The 15,767-nt window shown below is 37.7% G+C and carries 17 protein-coding genes and 1 pseudogene; 13 read left to right on the top strand and 5 right to left on the bottom strand.

Annotation, left to right across the window (positions count from 1 at the left end; translation table 11 throughout):
- Nucleotides 1–38: 38 nt before the first annotated feature.
- Together recF and yaaA are read right to left on the bottom strand one after the other, a co-directional pair.
- A complete protein-coding gene (gene recF, locus HMPREF2686_RS05705) occupies nt 39–1,133 on the bottom strand; it encodes a DNA replication/repair protein RecF (protein ID WP_049471767.1) in 1,095 nt (364 codons plus the stop codon).
- Nucleotides 1,133–1,495 carry a S4 domain-containing protein YaaA gene (gene yaaA / locus HMPREF2686_RS05700; protein ID WP_070449621.1) on the bottom strand — a complete coding sequence of 121 codons (363 nt, stop codon included), beginning with the start codon at nt 1,493–1,495 and terminating at the stop codon, nt 1,133–1,135. The genes recF and yaaA overlap by 1 nt, the downstream gene beginning before the upstream one ends.
- Nucleotides 1,496–1,650: 155 nt before the next feature.
- On the opposite strand from yaaA, the gene yfmF reads away from it, so the two are divergent.
- The 8 genes and pseudogenes from yfmF (at nt 1,651) to HMPREF2686_RS10765 (ending at nt 8,437) form a co-directional block, all read left to right on the top strand.
- Entirely contained in the window at nt 1,651–2,898 is a 1,248-nt protein-coding gene (yfmF, locus tag HMPREF2686_RS05695; RefSeq protein WP_070449666.1) for an EF-P 5-aminopentanol modification-associated protein YfmF, read from the top strand.
- An 8-nt stretch (nt 2,899–2,906) separates the two neighbouring features.
- Complete coding sequence (gene yfmH / locus HMPREF2686_RS05690; protein ID WP_070449619.1) at nt 2,907–4,181, top strand: EF-P 5-aminopentanol modification-associated protein YfmH; 1,275 nt, start codon at nt 2,907–2,909, stop codon at nt 4,179–4,181.
- 26 nt (nt 4,182–4,207) lie between these two features.
- Nucleotides 4,208–4,615: a helix-turn-helix domain-containing protein gene (locus HMPREF2686_RS05685; RefSeq protein WP_023919990.1), complete on the top strand. Its 408-nt coding sequence runs from the start codon at nt 4,208–4,210 to the stop codon at nt 4,613–4,615.
- Nucleotides 4,616–4,646: 31 nt separating this feature from the next.
- Nucleotides 4,647–5,186 (top strand): CDP-diacylglycerol--glycerol-3-phosphate 3-phosphatidyltransferase, encoded by a 540-nt coding sequence (pgsA, locus tag HMPREF2686_RS05680; protein WP_049506434.1) that lies wholly within the window; start codon nt 4,647–4,649, stop codon nt 5,184–5,186.
- Nucleotides 5,187–6,011, top strand: a complete 825-nt coding sequence (locus tag HMPREF2686_RS05675) for an energy-coupling factor transporter ATPase (protein ID WP_049482711.1) — start codon at nt 5,187–5,189, stop codon at nt 6,009–6,011.
- The gene (locus HMPREF2686_RS05670) at nt 5,996–6,838 is read left to right on the top strand and encodes an energy-coupling factor transporter ATPase (RefSeq protein ID WP_049506433.1); all 843 of its coding nucleotides are present in this window, start codon (nt 5,996–5,998) and stop codon (nt 6,836–6,838) included. The genes HMPREF2686_RS05675 and HMPREF2686_RS05670 overlap by 16 nt, the downstream gene beginning before the upstream one ends.
- The gene (locus HMPREF2686_RS05665) at nt 6,831–7,628 is read left to right on the top strand and encodes an energy-coupling factor transporter transmembrane component T family protein (protein WP_049506432.1); all 798 of its coding nucleotides are present in this window, start codon (nt 6,831–6,833) and stop codon (nt 7,626–7,628) included. Before HMPREF2686_RS05670 ends, HMPREF2686_RS05665 begins: the two co-directional genes overlap by 8 nt.
- Nucleotides 7,629–7,785: 157 nt before the next feature.
- Nucleotides 7,786–8,437: pseudogene (locus HMPREF2686_RS10765) on the top strand (LysM peptidoglycan-binding domain-containing protein).
- Nucleotides 8,438–8,461: 24 nt separating this feature from the next.
- Here HMPREF2686_RS10765 and HMPREF2686_RS05655 read toward each other — a convergent pair.
- The 3 genes from HMPREF2686_RS05655 to sdaAB are packed head-to-tail and all read right to left on the bottom strand — an operon-like array spanning nt 8,462 to nt 10,646.
- Complete coding sequence (locus HMPREF2686_RS05655) at nt 8,462–9,091, bottom strand: HAD hydrolase-like protein (RefSeq protein WP_049495773.1); 630 nt, start codon at nt 9,089–9,091, stop codon at nt 8,462–8,464.
- Between the two features lies 1 nt (nt 9,092).
- Nucleotides 9,093–9,965, bottom strand: a complete 873-nt coding sequence (gene sdaAA / locus HMPREF2686_RS05650; protein ID WP_049495772.1) for an L-serine ammonia-lyase, iron-sulfur-dependent, subunit alpha — start codon at nt 9,963–9,965, stop codon at nt 9,093–9,095.
- Between the two features lie 9 nt (nt 9,966–9,974).
- Nucleotides 9,975–10,646: an L-serine ammonia-lyase, iron-sulfur-dependent subunit beta gene (sdaAB, locus tag HMPREF2686_RS05645; protein ID WP_023919982.1), complete on the bottom strand. Its 672-nt coding sequence runs from the start codon at nt 10,644–10,646 to the stop codon at nt 9,975–9,977.
- A 228-nt stretch (nt 10,647–10,874) separates the two neighbouring features.
- On the opposite strand from sdaAB, the gene HMPREF2686_RS05640 reads away from it, so the two are divergent.
- The 5 genes from HMPREF2686_RS05640 to mnmG all read left to right on the top strand — a co-directional run bounded on the left by HMPREF2686_RS05640 (nt 10,875) and on the right by mnmG (nt 15,707).
- Entirely contained in the window at nt 10,875–11,417 is a 543-nt protein-coding gene (locus HMPREF2686_RS05640) for an aggregation-promoting factor (protein WP_049506431.1), read from the top strand.
- 204 nt (nt 11,418–11,621) lie between these two features.
- A complete protein-coding gene (mnmA, locus tag HMPREF2686_RS05635; RefSeq protein ID WP_023919979.1) occupies nt 11,622–12,743 on the top strand; it encodes a tRNA 2-thiouridine(34) synthase MnmA in 1,122 nt (373 codons plus the stop codon).
- Nucleotides 12,728–13,075, top strand: a complete 348-nt coding sequence (locus tag HMPREF2686_RS05630; RefSeq protein WP_261673675.1) for an SseB family protein — start codon at nt 12,728–12,730, stop codon at nt 13,073–13,075. The genes mnmA and HMPREF2686_RS05630 overlap by 16 nt, the downstream gene beginning before the upstream one ends.
- A gap of 257 nt (nt 13,076–13,332) precedes the next feature.
- Nucleotides 13,333–13,788, top strand: coding sequence for an NUDIX hydrolase (locus HMPREF2686_RS05625; protein ID WP_070449615.1), 456 nt, complete (start codon nt 13,333–13,335; stop codon nt 13,786–13,788).
- Nucleotides 13,789–13,796: 8 nt separating this feature from the next.
- Nucleotides 13,797–15,707 (top strand): tRNA uridine-5-carboxymethylaminomethyl(34) synthesis enzyme MnmG, encoded by a 1,911-nt coding sequence (mnmG, locus tag HMPREF2686_RS05620; RefSeq protein WP_070449612.1) that lies wholly within the window; start codon nt 13,797–13,799, stop codon nt 15,705–15,707.
- Nucleotides 15,708–15,767 lie beyond the last annotated feature (60 nt).

The following is a 15,767-nucleotide window of genomic DNA, read 5'->3' as shown; positions in this document are numbered from 1 at the left end:
CATTTGTAAACAAAAATAACAGCATCTTGACAGTATTGTCAAGATGCTGTTTTGATATGACCGGCTTGAACAGTGAAAATTTTCAACTCTTCAGGTAGTTCTTTTAAATGATCGAGAGTGGTCGTTGTAATAAATGTTTGAATATTATTAGAGATGGTTTCAAGTAGTTGAAGTTGACGATAATTGTCAAGTTCGCTCATGACATCGTCAAGTAGTAAAATCGGCTTTTCTCTTGTGATTTCTTCCATTAATTCAATTTCTGCTAATTTTAGAGAGAGAACAACACTTCGATGCTGGCCTTGACTACCAAAGGTAGCATTCATATTATTGATAAAAAATGCCAAATCATCCCTGTGAGGCCCAATACTTGTTGTTTTCCTAAAAATATCCTTCTGACGGTTTTTTTCCAACATAGAGAGAAACTGCTCTTCTATATCATTTCCTTCTTCAGAAAAAACAGTTGACTGATATTGAATTGATAGGTCTTCTTTGTTGTCAGAAAGTCGAGTATGTTTTTCTTTTGCTTTAGCTTCTAATTTTTTAATAAACTCAAGCCGATGATGGATGACGCGACTTCCAAAACTAGCTAGTTGTGAATCTAAGACCTCCAAAAATGTAGCATCAATTTTTTCCGAATTTTTTAGATAACTATTTCTTTGTTTCAGTACATGGTTGTATTGAGATAAGTCAGATAAGTAGAGAGGTTTCATCTGACCTAATTCAATGTCAATAAACTTTCGACGCCCTGCAGGTGATCCTTTGATCAGTTGCAAATCTTCGGGTGCGAAAAGGACAACATTCATATGGCCAATATAGTTCGATAATTTGGCTTGTTTCAAATGATTTACCTTAGTTATCCGACCTTTTGGTGTCAAGGAAATTTCTAATGGAAGGGGACCAGTTTCTCTTTGCAATTGACCAGAAACTTTAAAATCAGTGGATTCAAAATAGATGAGATCTCTATCATTTCGTGTTCGATGACTTCTGGTTAAAGCTAGAAAATAAATTGATTCGAGAATATTGGTCTTTCCTTGAGCATTTTGACCTAGGAAAATATTTAATCCAGGATGAAACTCGACTTCTAGTTCTTGATAATTACGAAAATGTTGAATGGATAACTGTTTTAACCACATTACGAGATACCAGGAAAGCGAATTGCTTTTTCTTTTTTGTTAGTCTTTGTCGGTTGTTTCTTTTGTTGTTGATTGAGTTGCTTGACAAGTTTAGCAACACGTTCCTTTTCTTCCTTCTCTTTAAGATGTTCTTCTATTTCTTCTTGAGAAGGTTCAAGAGTGGTGATAGTCATGCTCAGTTCAGGAATGTCAATTTGATCATTGACACGAAGTTTACGGCCTCTCCGTTGTTCTAATTCACCATTAACAAAGACTTCTTTTTCTTGAAGAAAAGCTTTGATTGCACCACCACTCTGTATAATACCGAGTTCTTTTAAGATTGCTTGTAATGTAATAAAGTCATCAAATAATTTGTAATTCATAGTTCACCTCTTTGCGTGTTATTATACCATATTTTTAGTTTTTCTAGGGTAGAGAATGTTGAGTGATTTGAGGAGCTTTTTCACAGTTTGAATTAGGATTTTAGTGTGATTTCGTGTTATAATGAAAGTTACTATTGAGTAGAACGAGGATGAAAATGGAATTAGTAAAGGGCGTGAATCTTCACTTTCTTCAATCAAAAAAATTTAAAACCAATAAAATTAAGGTCCGTTTTTCATCGCCATTAGATGAAAATACCGTGGCTGCGCGTGTTTTAGTAGCCTGTATGATGGAAACTGCAAATCAAAAATATCCAACTTCACAATTATTCCGTGAAAAATTAGCGAGTCTATACGGGGTAGAATTGTCCACCTCAGTCTCTAAGAGGGGGCGTGTTCATTATGTTGATTTGAATATTTCCTTTGTGCGCGATGACTTTTTGAGCAAGAAAAATGTTCTTACTGATGAAGTTTTGGACATTATAGAAACTATCTTCTTTTCACCTTTGGTAGTAGAAGATAACTTTGACAGTGATACATTTGACGTTGAAAAGAAAAATACAATTTCCGATTTGGAGTCAGAAATTGAAGAGCCTTATTATTATGCACATGGGCAATTGAATCAACTATTTTTTGAAGACGAAACAATCGGGATGTCAAGATTGGGGAAAGTTGATTTAGTGAGACAAGAGACAGCTCAAAGTTCTCTTTCACAGTTTCACCAGATGCTCCAATTAGATAATATTGACTTCTTTTTCATAGGTGATTTTAATGAGGTCGCTATTGTGGATCGAGTGAACCAGTTTGAATTCAAGCCACGTGATAACAATTTGTCTGTCACCTATCAACAACCTTTTACAAATGTTGTTAGAGAAAAGTTAGAGCAAAAACAAAACCAACAATCTATTCTAGAATTAGGTTACCATTTTTCTACCCAGTATGGAGAATCTCTCCATATCCCACTAGTTGTATTAAATGGGATGCTGGGAGCTTTCTCGCATTCGAGACTTTTTCAAATAATTCGTGAGAAAGAAGGACTTGCTTATACCATCTCTAGCCATTTTGATATTTTTACAGGCTTTATGAGAGTTTTTGCAGGCATTGATAAGGAATCTCGTACGAAAGTAATGACCTTGATTATGAGACAGTTGAATGATTTAAAACGAGGCAAGTTTACAGAGTCAGAGCTTCAATTGACAAAAGAAATGTTGGTGAATACGACCTTATTAGCACAGGATCGGCAAAATACCTTGATTGAAAGGGAATATTTGAAAACGATCCTAGGAAAGAAAGTCCTTTCTTTAGAAGAGTGGTTAGAGTCCATCGATAAGGTTAGTAGAGAAGAAATTATTGAAGTGGCAAAAACAATTAATTTACAGTCTGTTTATTTTATGGAAGGAAAGTAGTGTAAAGATTGAAAATTAAAGAAAAATATTATGAATCAGTTGGTGAGCAAGTTTACTTTACACGCTTGTCAAATGGGTTGACTATTCATTTAATTCCCAAAGAAGATTATTATGAAACCTATGGAATAATCACAACTAAGTTTGGCTCAGTGGATACACGAATTCTAGTGAATGGTAATGAAAGGCAATATCCTGCAGGAATTGCTCATTTCCTAGAACACAAAGTATTTGAAGATGAAAATGGTCAAGATTATTTAAAAAAATTCGTTCATTTAGGATCGGAAAGTAATGCCTTTACAAGCTTTACAAAGACAAGTTATCTTTTCTCAACAACTTCAAAAGTCCCTGAAAATATTCAATTGTTATTGGAGATGGTTTCAAAGGCTTCCTTTACAGAAAAATCTGTATCTAAGGAAAGAGAAATCATTCAACAAGAAATTGGAATGTACCAAGATAGTCCAGACTATCGATTATTTTTTGGTGCTTTAGAAAATTTATATCCTGGAACACCGTTAGCAGATGATATTGCTGGGACTAGGGAGTCTATCTCTGACATTACAATAGATAATCTCCGTGAAAACTTTGATCTATTCTATCATCCCTCTCAAATGCACTTATTAGTGATCGGAAACTTTGATGTTGATGAAGTATTGCAAGTAGTAAAGGAATATGATCTAGTTCCTCCTCATCCATCTGTGGAGTTAGAACGTTTTCCTGTAGAAAAAAATGAAGTAAGATTGAATCAATCTTGTAGAATGGAAGTTGCTACTCCTAAGTTGGCAATTGGAATTCGAGGAAATGATATCATTAAGGAAGAGGAAAAATTTCGTTATAAATTGATGTTGAAATTACTGTTTTCGATGATGTTTGGTTGGACTTCGCAACGGTTTCAAAGTTTATATGAAGCTGGGAAGATTGACAACTCATTGACACTTGAAGTCGAGGTTGAGGAATTATTTCATTTCGTTATTTTGACAATGGATACTCAAGAACCGGTGTCCTTATCTCATCAATTTAGGTCAGCGATCAAACAATTTGAGAAGGATCCAGATGTGAATCAGGAACATTTGGATACGATTAAAAGCGAAATGTTTGGTGATTTCTTACAAGGTTTAAATTCGCTTGAGTATAGTGCCACTCAGTTTGAATATTTTTCAGACTGTAGCACTTCTTATGATCTTCCAAAGATTTTACAAGGTATTAGTTTACAAGATATCATCAAATTAGGGCGTCAGTTCATCGACCAGGCTGAGATGGTTGACTATATGATTTTTCAAAAGTAGTAAACAATGTATCAAGAAGGGAAAACATGAAGAAGAGAACGATTGGTCAAGTGTTAAGACTGTCAAGAGTAAATTTACACTTAAGTTTACAGGATGTGTCAAATAAGACAGCCATTGAAATTCCTTATATAGAAGCGTTGGAAAATGATGAGTTTGATCTATTACCGAGTCCCTTTTACGCTCAGATCTATCTTAAAAAGTTAGCATGGGCTTTGGGATTAGATGAGTCCATCCTATTGACAGCTTTTCGTGAAGGAAAAGAATTGTTATTTGATGAAGAGATACTTGTAGATGACGAAGAGCTTCATTCAAGAAAATTAAGACAGAAAGCGAGCTGGTTACCAATCCTGTATTATCTACTAGTTAGTTTTGTCATTCTTGGTTTTGTGATTTATATCGTATATTTTTATGAGTTTACAGCATCTGTAAAATAGATGTAAAGATAGTTTATTTTTTGGAGGAAGTATGAAAAAAGAAAATATTCCTAATGCATTGACATTAATTCGGGTTGTGATGATTCCTATTTTTATTGCCATTTTAAGTTTAAGTCACTCTTACTTAGGACATATTGTAGCGGCATTTATTTTTGCAATTGCTAGTATTACAGATTATTTAGATGGCTTTCTTGCACGAAAATGGAATGTAGTTAGTAATTTTGGTAAATTTGCGGATCCAATGGCAGATAAATTATTGGTCATGTCAGCTTTTATCATGATGATTGAATTAAAAATGGTTCCTGCTTGGATTGCAGCCGTTATCATTTGTCGTGAGTTAGCTGTTACTGGTTTGCGTCTTCTACTTGTTGAGACAGGTGGTACAGTTCTTGCTGCAGCCATGCCAGGAAAAATTAAAACCTTTAGCCAAATGTTTGCCATTATCTTTTTGCTTTGCCATTGGACACTTCCAGGGCAAGTGTTGCTTTATATTGCATTGATTTTCACAATTTATTCTGGTTACGACTACTTTAAGGGAAGTAGCTATCTCTTTAAAGACACATTTAAATAAATGAAACAGATGATTGAGCTAAAAAATGTATCCTTTCGATACGATAAAACAGTAGAAGAGTATCAAATTGACACGGTTTCGTTTCACGTGAAACAAGGAGAGTGGCTTTCGATTGTTGGACACAATGGTAGTGGGAAATCTACAGTTGTACGCCTGATTGATGGCCTTTTGGAAGCTGAGTCTGGTGAGATTTACGTTGATGGAAAACAACTGACTCGTGGAACTATATGGGAAATTCGTAGTAAAATTGGGATTGTATTTCAGAACCCTGACAACCAATTTGTTGGTGCGACAGTAGAAGATGATGTTGCCTTTGGTTTAGAAAATCAAGGAATTCCACGGGAAGAAATGTTTCAACGTGTGGAGAAGGCTATTGAGCAAGTCGGTATGCTGGAATTTAAAGATCGCGAACCATCTCGTTTGTCAGGTGGTCAAAAGCAACGGGTGGCCATAGCAGGTATTATCGCCTTGAGACCAACTATTATTATCCTTGATGAAGCAACTAGTATGTTAGATCCAGAAGGCAGAGAGGATCTAATGGCGGTAATGAGAGAACTTCAGAAAAAATTTCAATTAACAATTATCTCCATTACCCATGATTTATCCGAAATTGCCTTAAGTGATCGAACACTCGTCTTTCAAAAAGGAAAACTAGAGTCTTCTATGACGCCGCGGGAATTGTTTTCAAGAAATGACCTTAATGAGATTGGACTAGATAAGCCTTTTAGTAAGCAGGTTCAAGAATCTCTCAGCTCGCATTTTCCGCTAAAACAGGATTATCTAACAGAAAGTGAGTTATTAGACCAACTATGGGAATCTCTTTAAAGAATGTCTATTATACTTATCAAGAGGGAAGTCCTTTTGAAGGGCAGGCGCTTTCTGATATTAGTTTGGAAATAAAAGATGGATCTTATACAGCCATCATCGGGCATACTGGTAGTGGCAAGTCTACTTTGTTGCAATTACTAAATGGTTTACTGCGTCCGACTAAAGGAACGATTCAATTTGAAGATTTTGTTTTAGATAATCATTCTGAGCCAAAAGAAATGAAGTACCTGAGAAAAAAAGTCGGTTTGGTTTTTCAATTTCCAGAAAGTCAGCTGTTTGCAGAAACCGTTCTAGCTGATGTAGCCTTTGGACCACAAAATTTTGGAGTACCTAAGGATAAAGCGGAGGAAATAGCCAAAGAAAAATTAGCGATCGTTGGTTTAGAAGAGTCTATCTATGATAAAAGTCCATTTGAACTATCTGGTGGACAGATGAGACGGGTTGCGATCGCGGGTATTTTAGCTATCGAACCAGAGATTTTAGTATTGGACGAGCCAACAGCAGGGCTAGATCCTGCTGGAAGAAAGGAATTGATGGCGCTGTTTGAGACATTACATAAAAATGGGATGACCCTAGTTCTGGTAACTCATACGATGGATGATGTAGCAAATTTTGCTGATACCGTATTTGCTTTAGAAGCGGGAAAACTTGTCCTAAACGGATCCCCAAGGGAAGTGTTTCAACAGGTTGAGTATTTACAAAAACTTCAATTAGGAGTCCCAAAAATTACGAATTTTGCTCTTCAATTGAAACGAAGAGGACTTCCTCTGGACAGACTACCAATCAAAATTGAGGAACTAAAGGAGCTGTTACTTCATGAATAATATGATTTTAGGAAGGTATATTCCTGGAAACTCCATTATCCACCAACTAGATCCTCGTGGGAAGTTGCTCTCAATGTTTTTATTCATATTTCTTCTGTTTTGGGCAAATAATATCCAGACAAATGTTCTTCTCTTTGGTTTTATTTTTGTATTAATGTATCTAACGAGGATTTCGGTTAGTTTTTATATTAAAGGCTTAAAATCAATGATTTTTATCATTGCTTTTACAACTATTTTTCAATTATTTGCGACCTCTCAAGGAACTATTTTGTATCAATGGTGGTTTTTTAAATTAACCGACCAAGGATTGATGCAAGCCGCCATCATATTTTGTAGATTTATTTTAATCATTTTTTATTCGACGATTTTAACCGTGACGACGACACCATTGAGTTTAGCAGATGCTGTTGAAAAGCTCCTTACACCACTAAAAATTATTAAGGTTCCGGCTCATGAGATTGGGTTAATGCTATCTATGAGTTTGCGCTTTGTTCCAACCTTAGTAGATGATACGAATCGAATCATGAATGCGCAAAGGGCGCGTGGTGTGGATTTTGGAGAGGGAAATTTATTAAAAAGAATTCGTTCCTTCATTCCGATTCTCATTCCTTTGTTTGCCTCAAGTTTTAAACGCGCAGATGCATTAGCAATTGCGATGGAAGCGAGAGGGTACAAAGGCGGTGAGGGACGAACACGCTATCGGACTCTGCAGTGGAGAGTAAAAGATACCCTAGCATTGCTCGTTATTCTGTACCTCATGTTGATAGTTTTTTATCTAAAAAATGGATAGAGCTAGTTGTATTGGTTCAAAAATAAGGAAAAAGCGCTATACAAAGCGCTTTTTACATTAAATTCACATATTCTTGTAACATTTGTAATATATTCTACAATAAACTGTAACATTTTGTGTGTATGATAGAATTATGTTCGAAAGGAGAATAGAATTCATGAACAGTAAAAAGTTCCAATGGACAGTCACTTCCCTACTTTCAGCAGCATCACTTTTCATTTCTGGTATTGCTACAGTGAATGCTGAAACTTACGAAGTGAAGTCTGGAGATACTCTATCAAAAATTGCACTAGAAAATAACACTTCAGTAGAAAATATTATTGCATCTAACAATCTGACCAATGAAGATTTGATCTATGCAGGACAAATTATTGAGTTAGGTGAGCGTTCAAAATCTATGATTGATAAAGTTGCTCCACAAGAGCAAGCAAAACCCTGCTGAAAGTGCACCTACAGCAACTGCAACAGCACAAACTGCTCAAAAACAAACAACTTATGCAGCAAATGCTGCAGTGACTTCTGCACAATCAACAAATGGTGGAATTGTTCTACCAAATGGGAATACTGCTGGAGAACAAGGATCTTATGCAGCTGCTCGTATGGCTGAAATGACTGGCGTACCTGCTTCTACTTGGGAAGCAATTATTGCCCGTGAATCAAATGGTCAAGTAAATGCAGCAAATGCTTCTGGTGCTAGTGGGTTGTTCCAAACAATGCCAGGTTGGGGTTCAACTGCAACAGTTGATGATCAAATCCAGTCTGCATACAATGCATATAGCTCACAAGGTTTATCAGCTTGGGGTTATTAAAAAATAGGTTTACAATTTGTAAACCTATTTTTTTAATGTCTCAAGAATATCAAGTGGAGAGTGACAAATAAAATCTGGTGAGTAAAGAAGTAGCTCTTCAAGATCTCCAAATCCCCAAGTGACTGCCATGGTTTTTATACCAACTGCTTGACCTCCAATGAGGTCAAATTTTGTGTCCCCAATAATCACTGTCTCCTCTTTTGGAAGGTCATTGCTTGATAAGGCGTATCGAATGACATCGGCTTTGTTGATACGATCTGAATTTGATCCATAAATTCCTTTAAAGTATTTAGCGATACCTAAATCTTGACACATCTGTAAAGCAACCGGTTCATGTTTTGAAGTAGTTACATAAAGAGGAATGTTTTCGTCTTGTAATGCTTTCAAAGCTTCTACTATCTGAGGAAACAGAGTTGATTTGTATTGACCTTTTTCATGATAATACTGGCGATAGATAGTTACGGCTTGATCTACCAAAGTTTCAGGAAGGGTAGCTTCAAAACTAGAAATCAAAGGTGGTCCCATAAAACTACGGATGGTTTTGAGATCGGGTTGAGGAACCTTCAAAGTATCGAATGTATGTTGAAAGCTCTCTGTAATTCCCTTGGAACTGTCAACTAATGTTCCATCTAAATCAAAAAATAAGGCTTGCATGTTATTCTCCAAATATCTCTTTTTGTAATCTACGTCCGGTTGGTGTTGCTGCCAATCCTCCTTCAGCTGTTTCTCTAAAGGCAGTCGGAAGACTAGAACCAACTTGGTACATGGCGTCAATAACTTCATCAACAGGTATTTTTGATTCAATACCTGCTAAGGCCATATCAGCAGCAATGAAGGCATAGCTGGCTCCCATTGCGTTTCGTTTGACACATGGAACTTCCACGAGTCCTGCTACTGGATCACAAATGAGCCCAAGCATGTTTTTGATGACAAAACAGACTGCTTGACTCGCTTGATAAGGAGTTCCTCCAGCAGCAAGTGTCAATGCAGCCGCACTCATAGCTGAAGCAGAACCAACTTCTGCTTGACAACCACCTTCTGCACCTGAAATAGAAGCATTATTGGCGATGACTAAACCAAAAGCTCCAGCTGTCAGTAGAAAATCTAGTTGTTGCTGACGGTTTAACCCTAATTTTTGAGTTGCTGCAGTGAGAACTGCGGGAAGGCAGCCAGCAGATCCTGCAGTGGGTGTTGCGCAGACCAGTCCCATCTTAGCATTGTGTTCGTTGACAGCAATAGCATTCTTCGCTGCGGTTAGGACGGTCAAGTCAGATAACGTTTTTCCTGATTTGATATAGCGATCTAATTTTGCGGCATCCCCACCGGTTAACCCACTACGAGAGTGGTTTTCATTTAACCCTAACCTTACAGAATCAATCATCACTTCTAAATTACGGGTCATTAATCGTAGGACTTCTTCTCGTTCACGACCAGTTAGTTCAAATTCAGTCGCAATCATTAACTCTGCGACGTTTCCTTCGTATTGCGCGCTTGCTTGTTCTACGAGGTCTACAATTGAATAAAACATATGAACTCCTTATTTGAAAAAGTTGACATTATGAAGATGAGGAATTTTACGGATATCGTCGATAGCTGCTTCACAACTCCTTGAGTCAACTTCTATAATCATAATCGCTTTTTCTCCAGCTTTTTCCCGCGTCACATTCATTTGTGCAATGTTAATATCATAGCGAGAAAGAGCTTCTGTCACATGAGCGATCATCCCAGGGACGTCCTGGTGAACAATGATAATGGTTGGAGTATTCATATTTAGCGAGATAGCAAAGCCATTTAACTCAGTAACCTGTATGTTCCCACCACCAATTGAGATTCCAGTAACAGAAATCGTTTTATGATCATTTTTAACAGTAATAGTCGTTGTGTTTGGGTGAGGAGCATTGCTCTCTTTTTGAATAGACCAAACAATCCGAATGCCTCGTTCATGTGCAATTTTTAGACTATCTGGTATTCTAGGATCATCTGTGTCCATTCCTAAGATGCCCGCTACTAAGGCTAAATCTGTTCCATGACCACGATAGGTTTTTGCGAAGGAATTAAATAATTGAAACTCAACTTCTTTTGGTTCCTCTCCAAAGATAGAAGAAACAATTTTACCAATTCGAACAGCACCTGCAGTGTGACTACTGGATGGGCCGATCATCACAGGTCCAATAATATCAAAAACTGATTGGAATTTTAAAGAGTTCATGCTCTGCTCCTTTGTGATCACTTTACTTCATTATATCAGATATGGCTGATGATTTCTTCTATTTTTCCCGAAATATCTGAGAAATCTTAAAGGGGGCTTAAAGCATTTATATTATCCTGGATTTTTAGTATTTCTAACATCTGACTGAAATATTTGACACATTATTTCAATAAATATGAAATATTTCTTGTGTAGTATAGAGGTATACCAATAAAGGAGTACATAATAATGAATAAAAAACAAATGATGAAACGAATGATTGGACTTAGTTTACTTGCAGGACTTTTCCTTCCAATTGTAGCGAATGCAGATTCTTATACTGTAAAATCAGGTGATACTTTATCAGCTATTGCTAAAGAGAAGAACACAACGGTTGATGCAATTGCTAAGAAAAATAAGATTAGTAACGTGAATCTTATCTCAGTTGGTCAAGTTCTTGAGATTGAAGATGCAAATTCAACGCAGAAAACTACGGAGCAAGCTCCTGCTAGTAAAACTGATACTACACAAGCAACAACTACTGTCTCTGCTTCAGATGGCTTGAGTGCGGAAGATGCGGCTGCTAAGGAATGGATTGCCCAAAAAGAGTCAAGTGGTAGTTATACAGCACAAAATGGCCAATATTATGGTCGTTACCAATTGACTATCACTTATTTGAATGGTGATTTATCACCTGCAAACCAGGAAAAAGTGGCCAATCAATATGTTGTCAACCGTTATGGATCATGGTCAGCAGCTAAAAATTTCTGGTTGGCAAATGGCTGGTATTAAATTCGTTTAAAAAGAGTTCTTGAATAGGACTCTTTTTAAATTTACAGACTTGTAAACCCATCGATCCTGATCAACAAAAAGAATAGTAAGATGCTTGTTTTCTAATATAAAGCGTGTTAAAATGGTAACTGCTCAAAACGACCTTCAATCGTTGAAGCAAACCACGACCTTCAATCGTGAGAAACGAAAAGATGGGAGAAATCTATGAGTGATAACTCGAAAACACGTGTTGTTGTTGGTATGAGTGGTGGTGTGGATTCATCTGTAACAGCTTTATTATTAAAGCAACAGGGTTACGATGTCATCGGCATCTTCATGAAAAACTGGGACGACACAGACGAAAATGGCGTCTGCACAGCTACAGAAGATTACAAAGATGTAGCAGCGGTTGCAGACCAAATTGGCATTCCTTACTATTCTGTCAACTTTGAGAAAGAATACTGGGATCGTGTCTTTGAATATTTCCTTGCTGAATACCGAGCTGGTCGAACACCAAATCCGGATGTCATGTGTAATAAGGAAATCAAATTTAAGGCCTTTTTAGATTATGCTATGACACTCGGTGCAGATTATGTAGCGACAGGGCACTATGCGCGCGTGGCGCGTGATGAGGATGGCATTGTTCATATGTTACGTGGTGTTGACAACGGGAAGGACCAAACTTATTTCTTAAGCCAGCTGTCACAAGAACAACTTCAAAAAACCATGTTCCCATTGGGACATTTGGAAAAGCCTGAAGTTCGCCGTCTAGCTGAAGAAGCTGGATTAGCAACAGCTAAAAAGAAAGACTCAACTGGAATTTGCTTTATTGGAGAAAAAAATTTCAAAGAGTTTCTAGGGAATTACCTTCCTGCCCAACCAGGTCGAATGATGACCATTGATGGACGAGATATGGGTGAACATGCAGGTTTGATGTATTACACAATCGGTCAACGGGGTGGGCTTGGAATTGGAGGCCAACAAGGTGGAGACAATGCGCCATGGTTTGTAGTTGGTAAAGACCTTAGTCAAAATATTCTTTATGTAGGTCAAGGCTTCTATCATGAAGCATTGATGTCAACAAGTTTACAGGCTAGTCAAGTTCACTTTACACGAGATATGCCAGAAGAGTTTACATTAGAGTGTACAGCTAAGTTCCGCTATCGTCAACCAGATTCTAAGGTAACTGTACACGTTAAAGGTGATAAGGCAGAAGTGATTTTTGCAGAACCTCAACGAGCTATTACACCAGGACAAGCTGTTGTCTTTTACGACGGTGAAGAGTGTCTAGGCGGTGGCTTGATTGACAATGCTTATCGGGATGGAAAAGTTTGTCAGTATATTTAGATTTTCTAGGAGGAACGAAAGTGTTTCAGTTCTTTAAGAAAAAAATAGAGAACACAAAGACTATCTCTGACTATAAGAAACAGTATTTGAGGGAGAAAACGACGGAGTCAATTGAAGCTTTGTTCAAGGAATTGAAGCAATCTAAAGTTTGGGTTCCCTTTAATGCCTCTTTAATGGATGGGAGTGACGAACAAGAAGGTGTTCGTCTAAAACCGGATATTCTACGAAAGGGAGACGACTACTTTTATCCTTGTTTCTTGACGAAACAGGATATTCCTAAAGATTATTACGATCGTTTTTCTTGGCTGCAAATACCTTTTACGGACTGTTAATTTACTGCAGAAAGGATAGGAAAGTTTCCAGTGAGAGGGATTGTTCTAGATGCATTCTCTGATCCAGTTGAGATTGACAAAGGAGTTTTTGAAGCAATCCGTCAATCTTAGTATATTTAAATTGACAAATTTTCTCAATTTGCTACAATAATAAAAGCAATAGAAATGATGGTCAAAGCTCATGGATGTTGCAGGCTTTTTTGTCCTGCACTTCTCAGAGTTTTGACTATTTTTGTGTGATTTCGAAAGGAAGTAAAATGAGGCAACAGGATTTTCGGACGAAAATAGGTTCTACTGTTTTTGGCGTGAGAGCGACTGCTTTGATTGTAAAAGATAATCGCTTGTTCGTCATAGAAGATGAGGACGGCTGTTATACAATCGGAGGTGCTATTCAAGTCAATGAAACTACAGAGGATGCGGTAGTTCGTGAAGTCAAAGAGGAACTTGGTGTTACATCTACAGTAGGTCCGTTAGCTTTCGTGGTTGAAAATCACTTTGAACAAGCTGGAATCCACTATCATAACATTGAATTTCATTATTTGGTGGACTTGCTAGAAGATGCACCTTTGGTCATGCAGGAAGATACAAAGCGATTACCTTGCCGTTGGATTGCTTTAGATGATTTACACACTGTTGACATGAAACCGGCCTTTTTAAAATCAGCCCTACCAGAATGGGACGGAAAATTACGACACATCCATCTTGAGAAATAGGAGAAAAAATGACTTATAATTTTATTGAAGAATACGATATCATTGTAATTGGTGCGGGGCATGCGGGAGTAGAAGCCTCCCTAGCTGCTAGCCGTATGGGTTGTAAGGTCTTACTTGCGACTATTAACATTGAAATGCTGGCTTTTATGCCTTGTAATCCCTCTATTGGTGGTTCTGCTAAGGGGATTGTCGTGCGTGAAGTCGATGCCCTCGGTGGAGAAATGGCGAAGAATATCGACAAGACCTACATCCAAATGAAAATGCTCAATACCGGTAAAGGTCCTGCGGTTCGTGCACTTCGGGCTCAAGCAGACAAAGAACTTTACTCAAAAGAAATGCGGAAAACGGTTGAAAATCAAGAAAATTTAACTCTTCGTCAAACTATGATTGATGAGATTTTGGTGGAGAATGGTAAGGTTGTTGGTGTAAGGACTGCAACTCACCAAGAATATGGAGCAAAGGCTGTTATTGTCACTACTGGGACAGCTTTACGCGGAGAAATTATCATTGGAGATCTCAAGTATTCGTCAGGACCTAATCATAGTCTAGCTTCTATCAATTTGGCCGATAATCTCAAACAGCTAGGATTAGAAATTGGACGTTTCAAAACAGGGACGCCACCTCGTGTAAAGGCGTCGTCAATTAATTATGACGAAACGGAAATTCAACCCGGAGATGAAGCTCCAAATCATTTTTCTTATACATCGCGTGATGAAGATTATGTAAAGGATCAGGTTCCTTGTTGGTTGACTTACACAAATGGGCATAGCCATGAAATTATCCAGAATAATTTACACCGGGCACCTATGTTTACAGGGGTTGTAAAGGGAGTAGGTCCTCGCTATTGTCCATCCATTGAGGATAAAATTGTCCGTTTTGCTGACAAAGAGCGTCATCAACTATTCTTAGAACCTGAGGGACGAAACACAGAAGAAGTCTATGTTCAAGGGCTGTCAACGAGTTTACCGGAGGATGTTCAGCGGGATCTCGTTCATTCTATTAAGGGACTTGAGAAGGCAGAAATGATGCGAACGGGTTATGCGATTGAGTATGATATGGTTTTGCCTCATCAATTGCGCGCAACTTTGGAAACCAAGAAAATTTCAGGTCTCTTTACAGCTGGCCAAACCAACGGAACGTCTGGTTATGAGGAGGCCGCTGGTCAAGGGATTATTGCAGGGATCAATGCTGCTCTAAAAATCCAGGGAAAACCAGAACTCATTTTGAAACGTAGTGATGGCTATATTGGGGTTATGATCGATGACTTGGTAACAAAGGGAACGATCGAACCGTATCGTTTATTAACAAGTCGTGCAGAATACCGTTTGATTTTGCGTCATGATAATGCAGATATGCGCTTGACAGAAATAGGACGAGCAATTGGATTGGTAGATGATGAACGTTGGCAACGTTTCGAAACCAAGAAGTATCAGTTTGAAAACGAGATGAAGCGTTTGGATAGCATTAAGTTAAAGCCTGTAAAGGAAACCAATGAGAAGGTCGCTGCAATGGGCTTTAAACCATTGACAGATGCTGTCACTGCTAAAGAATTCTTGAGACGACCAGAAGTCTCTTACCAAGATGTGGTAGAATTTATCGGTCCTGCAGCTGAAGAACTGGATGATAAAATCATTGAATTGATTGAAACTGAAATTAAATACGAAGGTTATATTTCAAAAGCAATGGACCAAGTTGAAAAAATGAAGCGTATGGAAGAAAAACGAATCCCTGCGAATATTGACTGGGATGATATTGACTCTATTGCAACCGAAGCGCGTCAAAAATTTAAATTAATTAATCCAGAAACGATTGGTCAAGCAAGTCGTATCTCAGGTGTCAATCCAGCGGATATCTCTATTTTAATGGTTTACTTGGAAGGTAAATCTCGGAGCATCTCCAAAAACAAAGCAAACCACTAATAAAATGGGGCTGAGATGATGTTTCAGCCTCAATTTTATGGATTGAAATTTGTTGTTACT

The sequence above is a fragment of the Streptococcus sp. HMSC057G03 genome (assembly GCF_001808745.1).
Taxonomy (GTDB): domain Bacteria; phylum Bacillota; class Bacilli; order Lactobacillales; family Streptococcaceae; genus Streptococcus; species Streptococcus parasanguinis_Z.
Note: the sequence above shows the minus strand (reverse complement) of the source record. Positions and strands in the feature narration are given on the sequence as shown.

Coding starts and splice junctions, on each gene's coding strand:
- yaaA (WP_070449621.1), bottom strand. CDS start 1,495: ATGAATTACAAATTATTTGATGACTTTATTACATTACAAGCAATCTTA.
- HMPREF2686_RS05670 (WP_049506433.1), top strand. CDS start 5,996: ATGGGAATCTCTTTAAAGAATGTCTATTATACTTATCAAGAGGGAAGT.
- HMPREF2686_RS05655 (WP_049495773.1), bottom strand. CDS start 9,091: ATGCAAGCCTTATTTTTTGATTTAGATGGAACATTAGTTGACAGTTCC.
- yfmF (WP_070449666.1), top strand. CDS start 1,651: ATGGAATTAGTAAAGGGCGTGAATCTTCACTTTCTTCAATCAAAAAAA.
- HMPREF2686_RS05665 (WP_049506432.1), top strand. CDS start 6,831: ATGAATAATATGATTTTAGGAAGGTATATTCCTGGAAACTCCATTATC.
- pgsA (WP_049506434.1), top strand. CDS start 4,647: ATGAAAAAAGAAAATATTCCTAATGCATTGACATTAATTCGGGTTGTG.
- HMPREF2686_RS05625 (WP_070449615.1), top strand. CDS start 13,333: ATGAGGCAACAGGATTTTCGGACGAAAATAGGTTCTACTGTTTTTGGC.
- recF (WP_049471767.1), bottom strand. CDS start 1,133: ATGTGGTTAAAACAGTTATCCATTCAACATTTTCGTAATTATCAAGAA.
- sdaAA (WP_049495772.1), bottom strand. CDS start 9,965: ATGTTTTATTCAATTGTAGACCTCGTAGAACAAGCAAGCGCGCAATAC.
- HMPREF2686_RS05675 (WP_049482711.1), top strand. CDS start 5,187: ATGAAACAGATGATTGAGCTAAAAAATGTATCCTTTCGATACGATAAA.
- mnmA (WP_023919979.1), top strand. CDS start 11,622: ATGAGTGATAACTCGAAAACACGTGTTGTTGTTGGTATGAGTGGTGGT.
- HMPREF2686_RS05640 (WP_049506431.1), top strand. CDS start 10,875: ATGAATAAAAAACAAATGATGAAACGAATGATTGGACTTAGTTTACTT.
- mnmG (WP_070449612.1), top strand. CDS start 13,797: ATGACTTATAATTTTATTGAAGAATACGATATCATTGTAATTGGTGCG.
- sdaAB (WP_023919982.1), bottom strand. CDS start 10,646: ATGAACTCTTTAAAATTCCAATCAGTTTTTGATATTATTGGACCTGTG.
- HMPREF2686_RS05685 (WP_023919990.1), top strand. CDS start 4,208: ATGAAGAAGAGAACGATTGGTCAAGTGTTAAGACTGTCAAGAGTAAAT.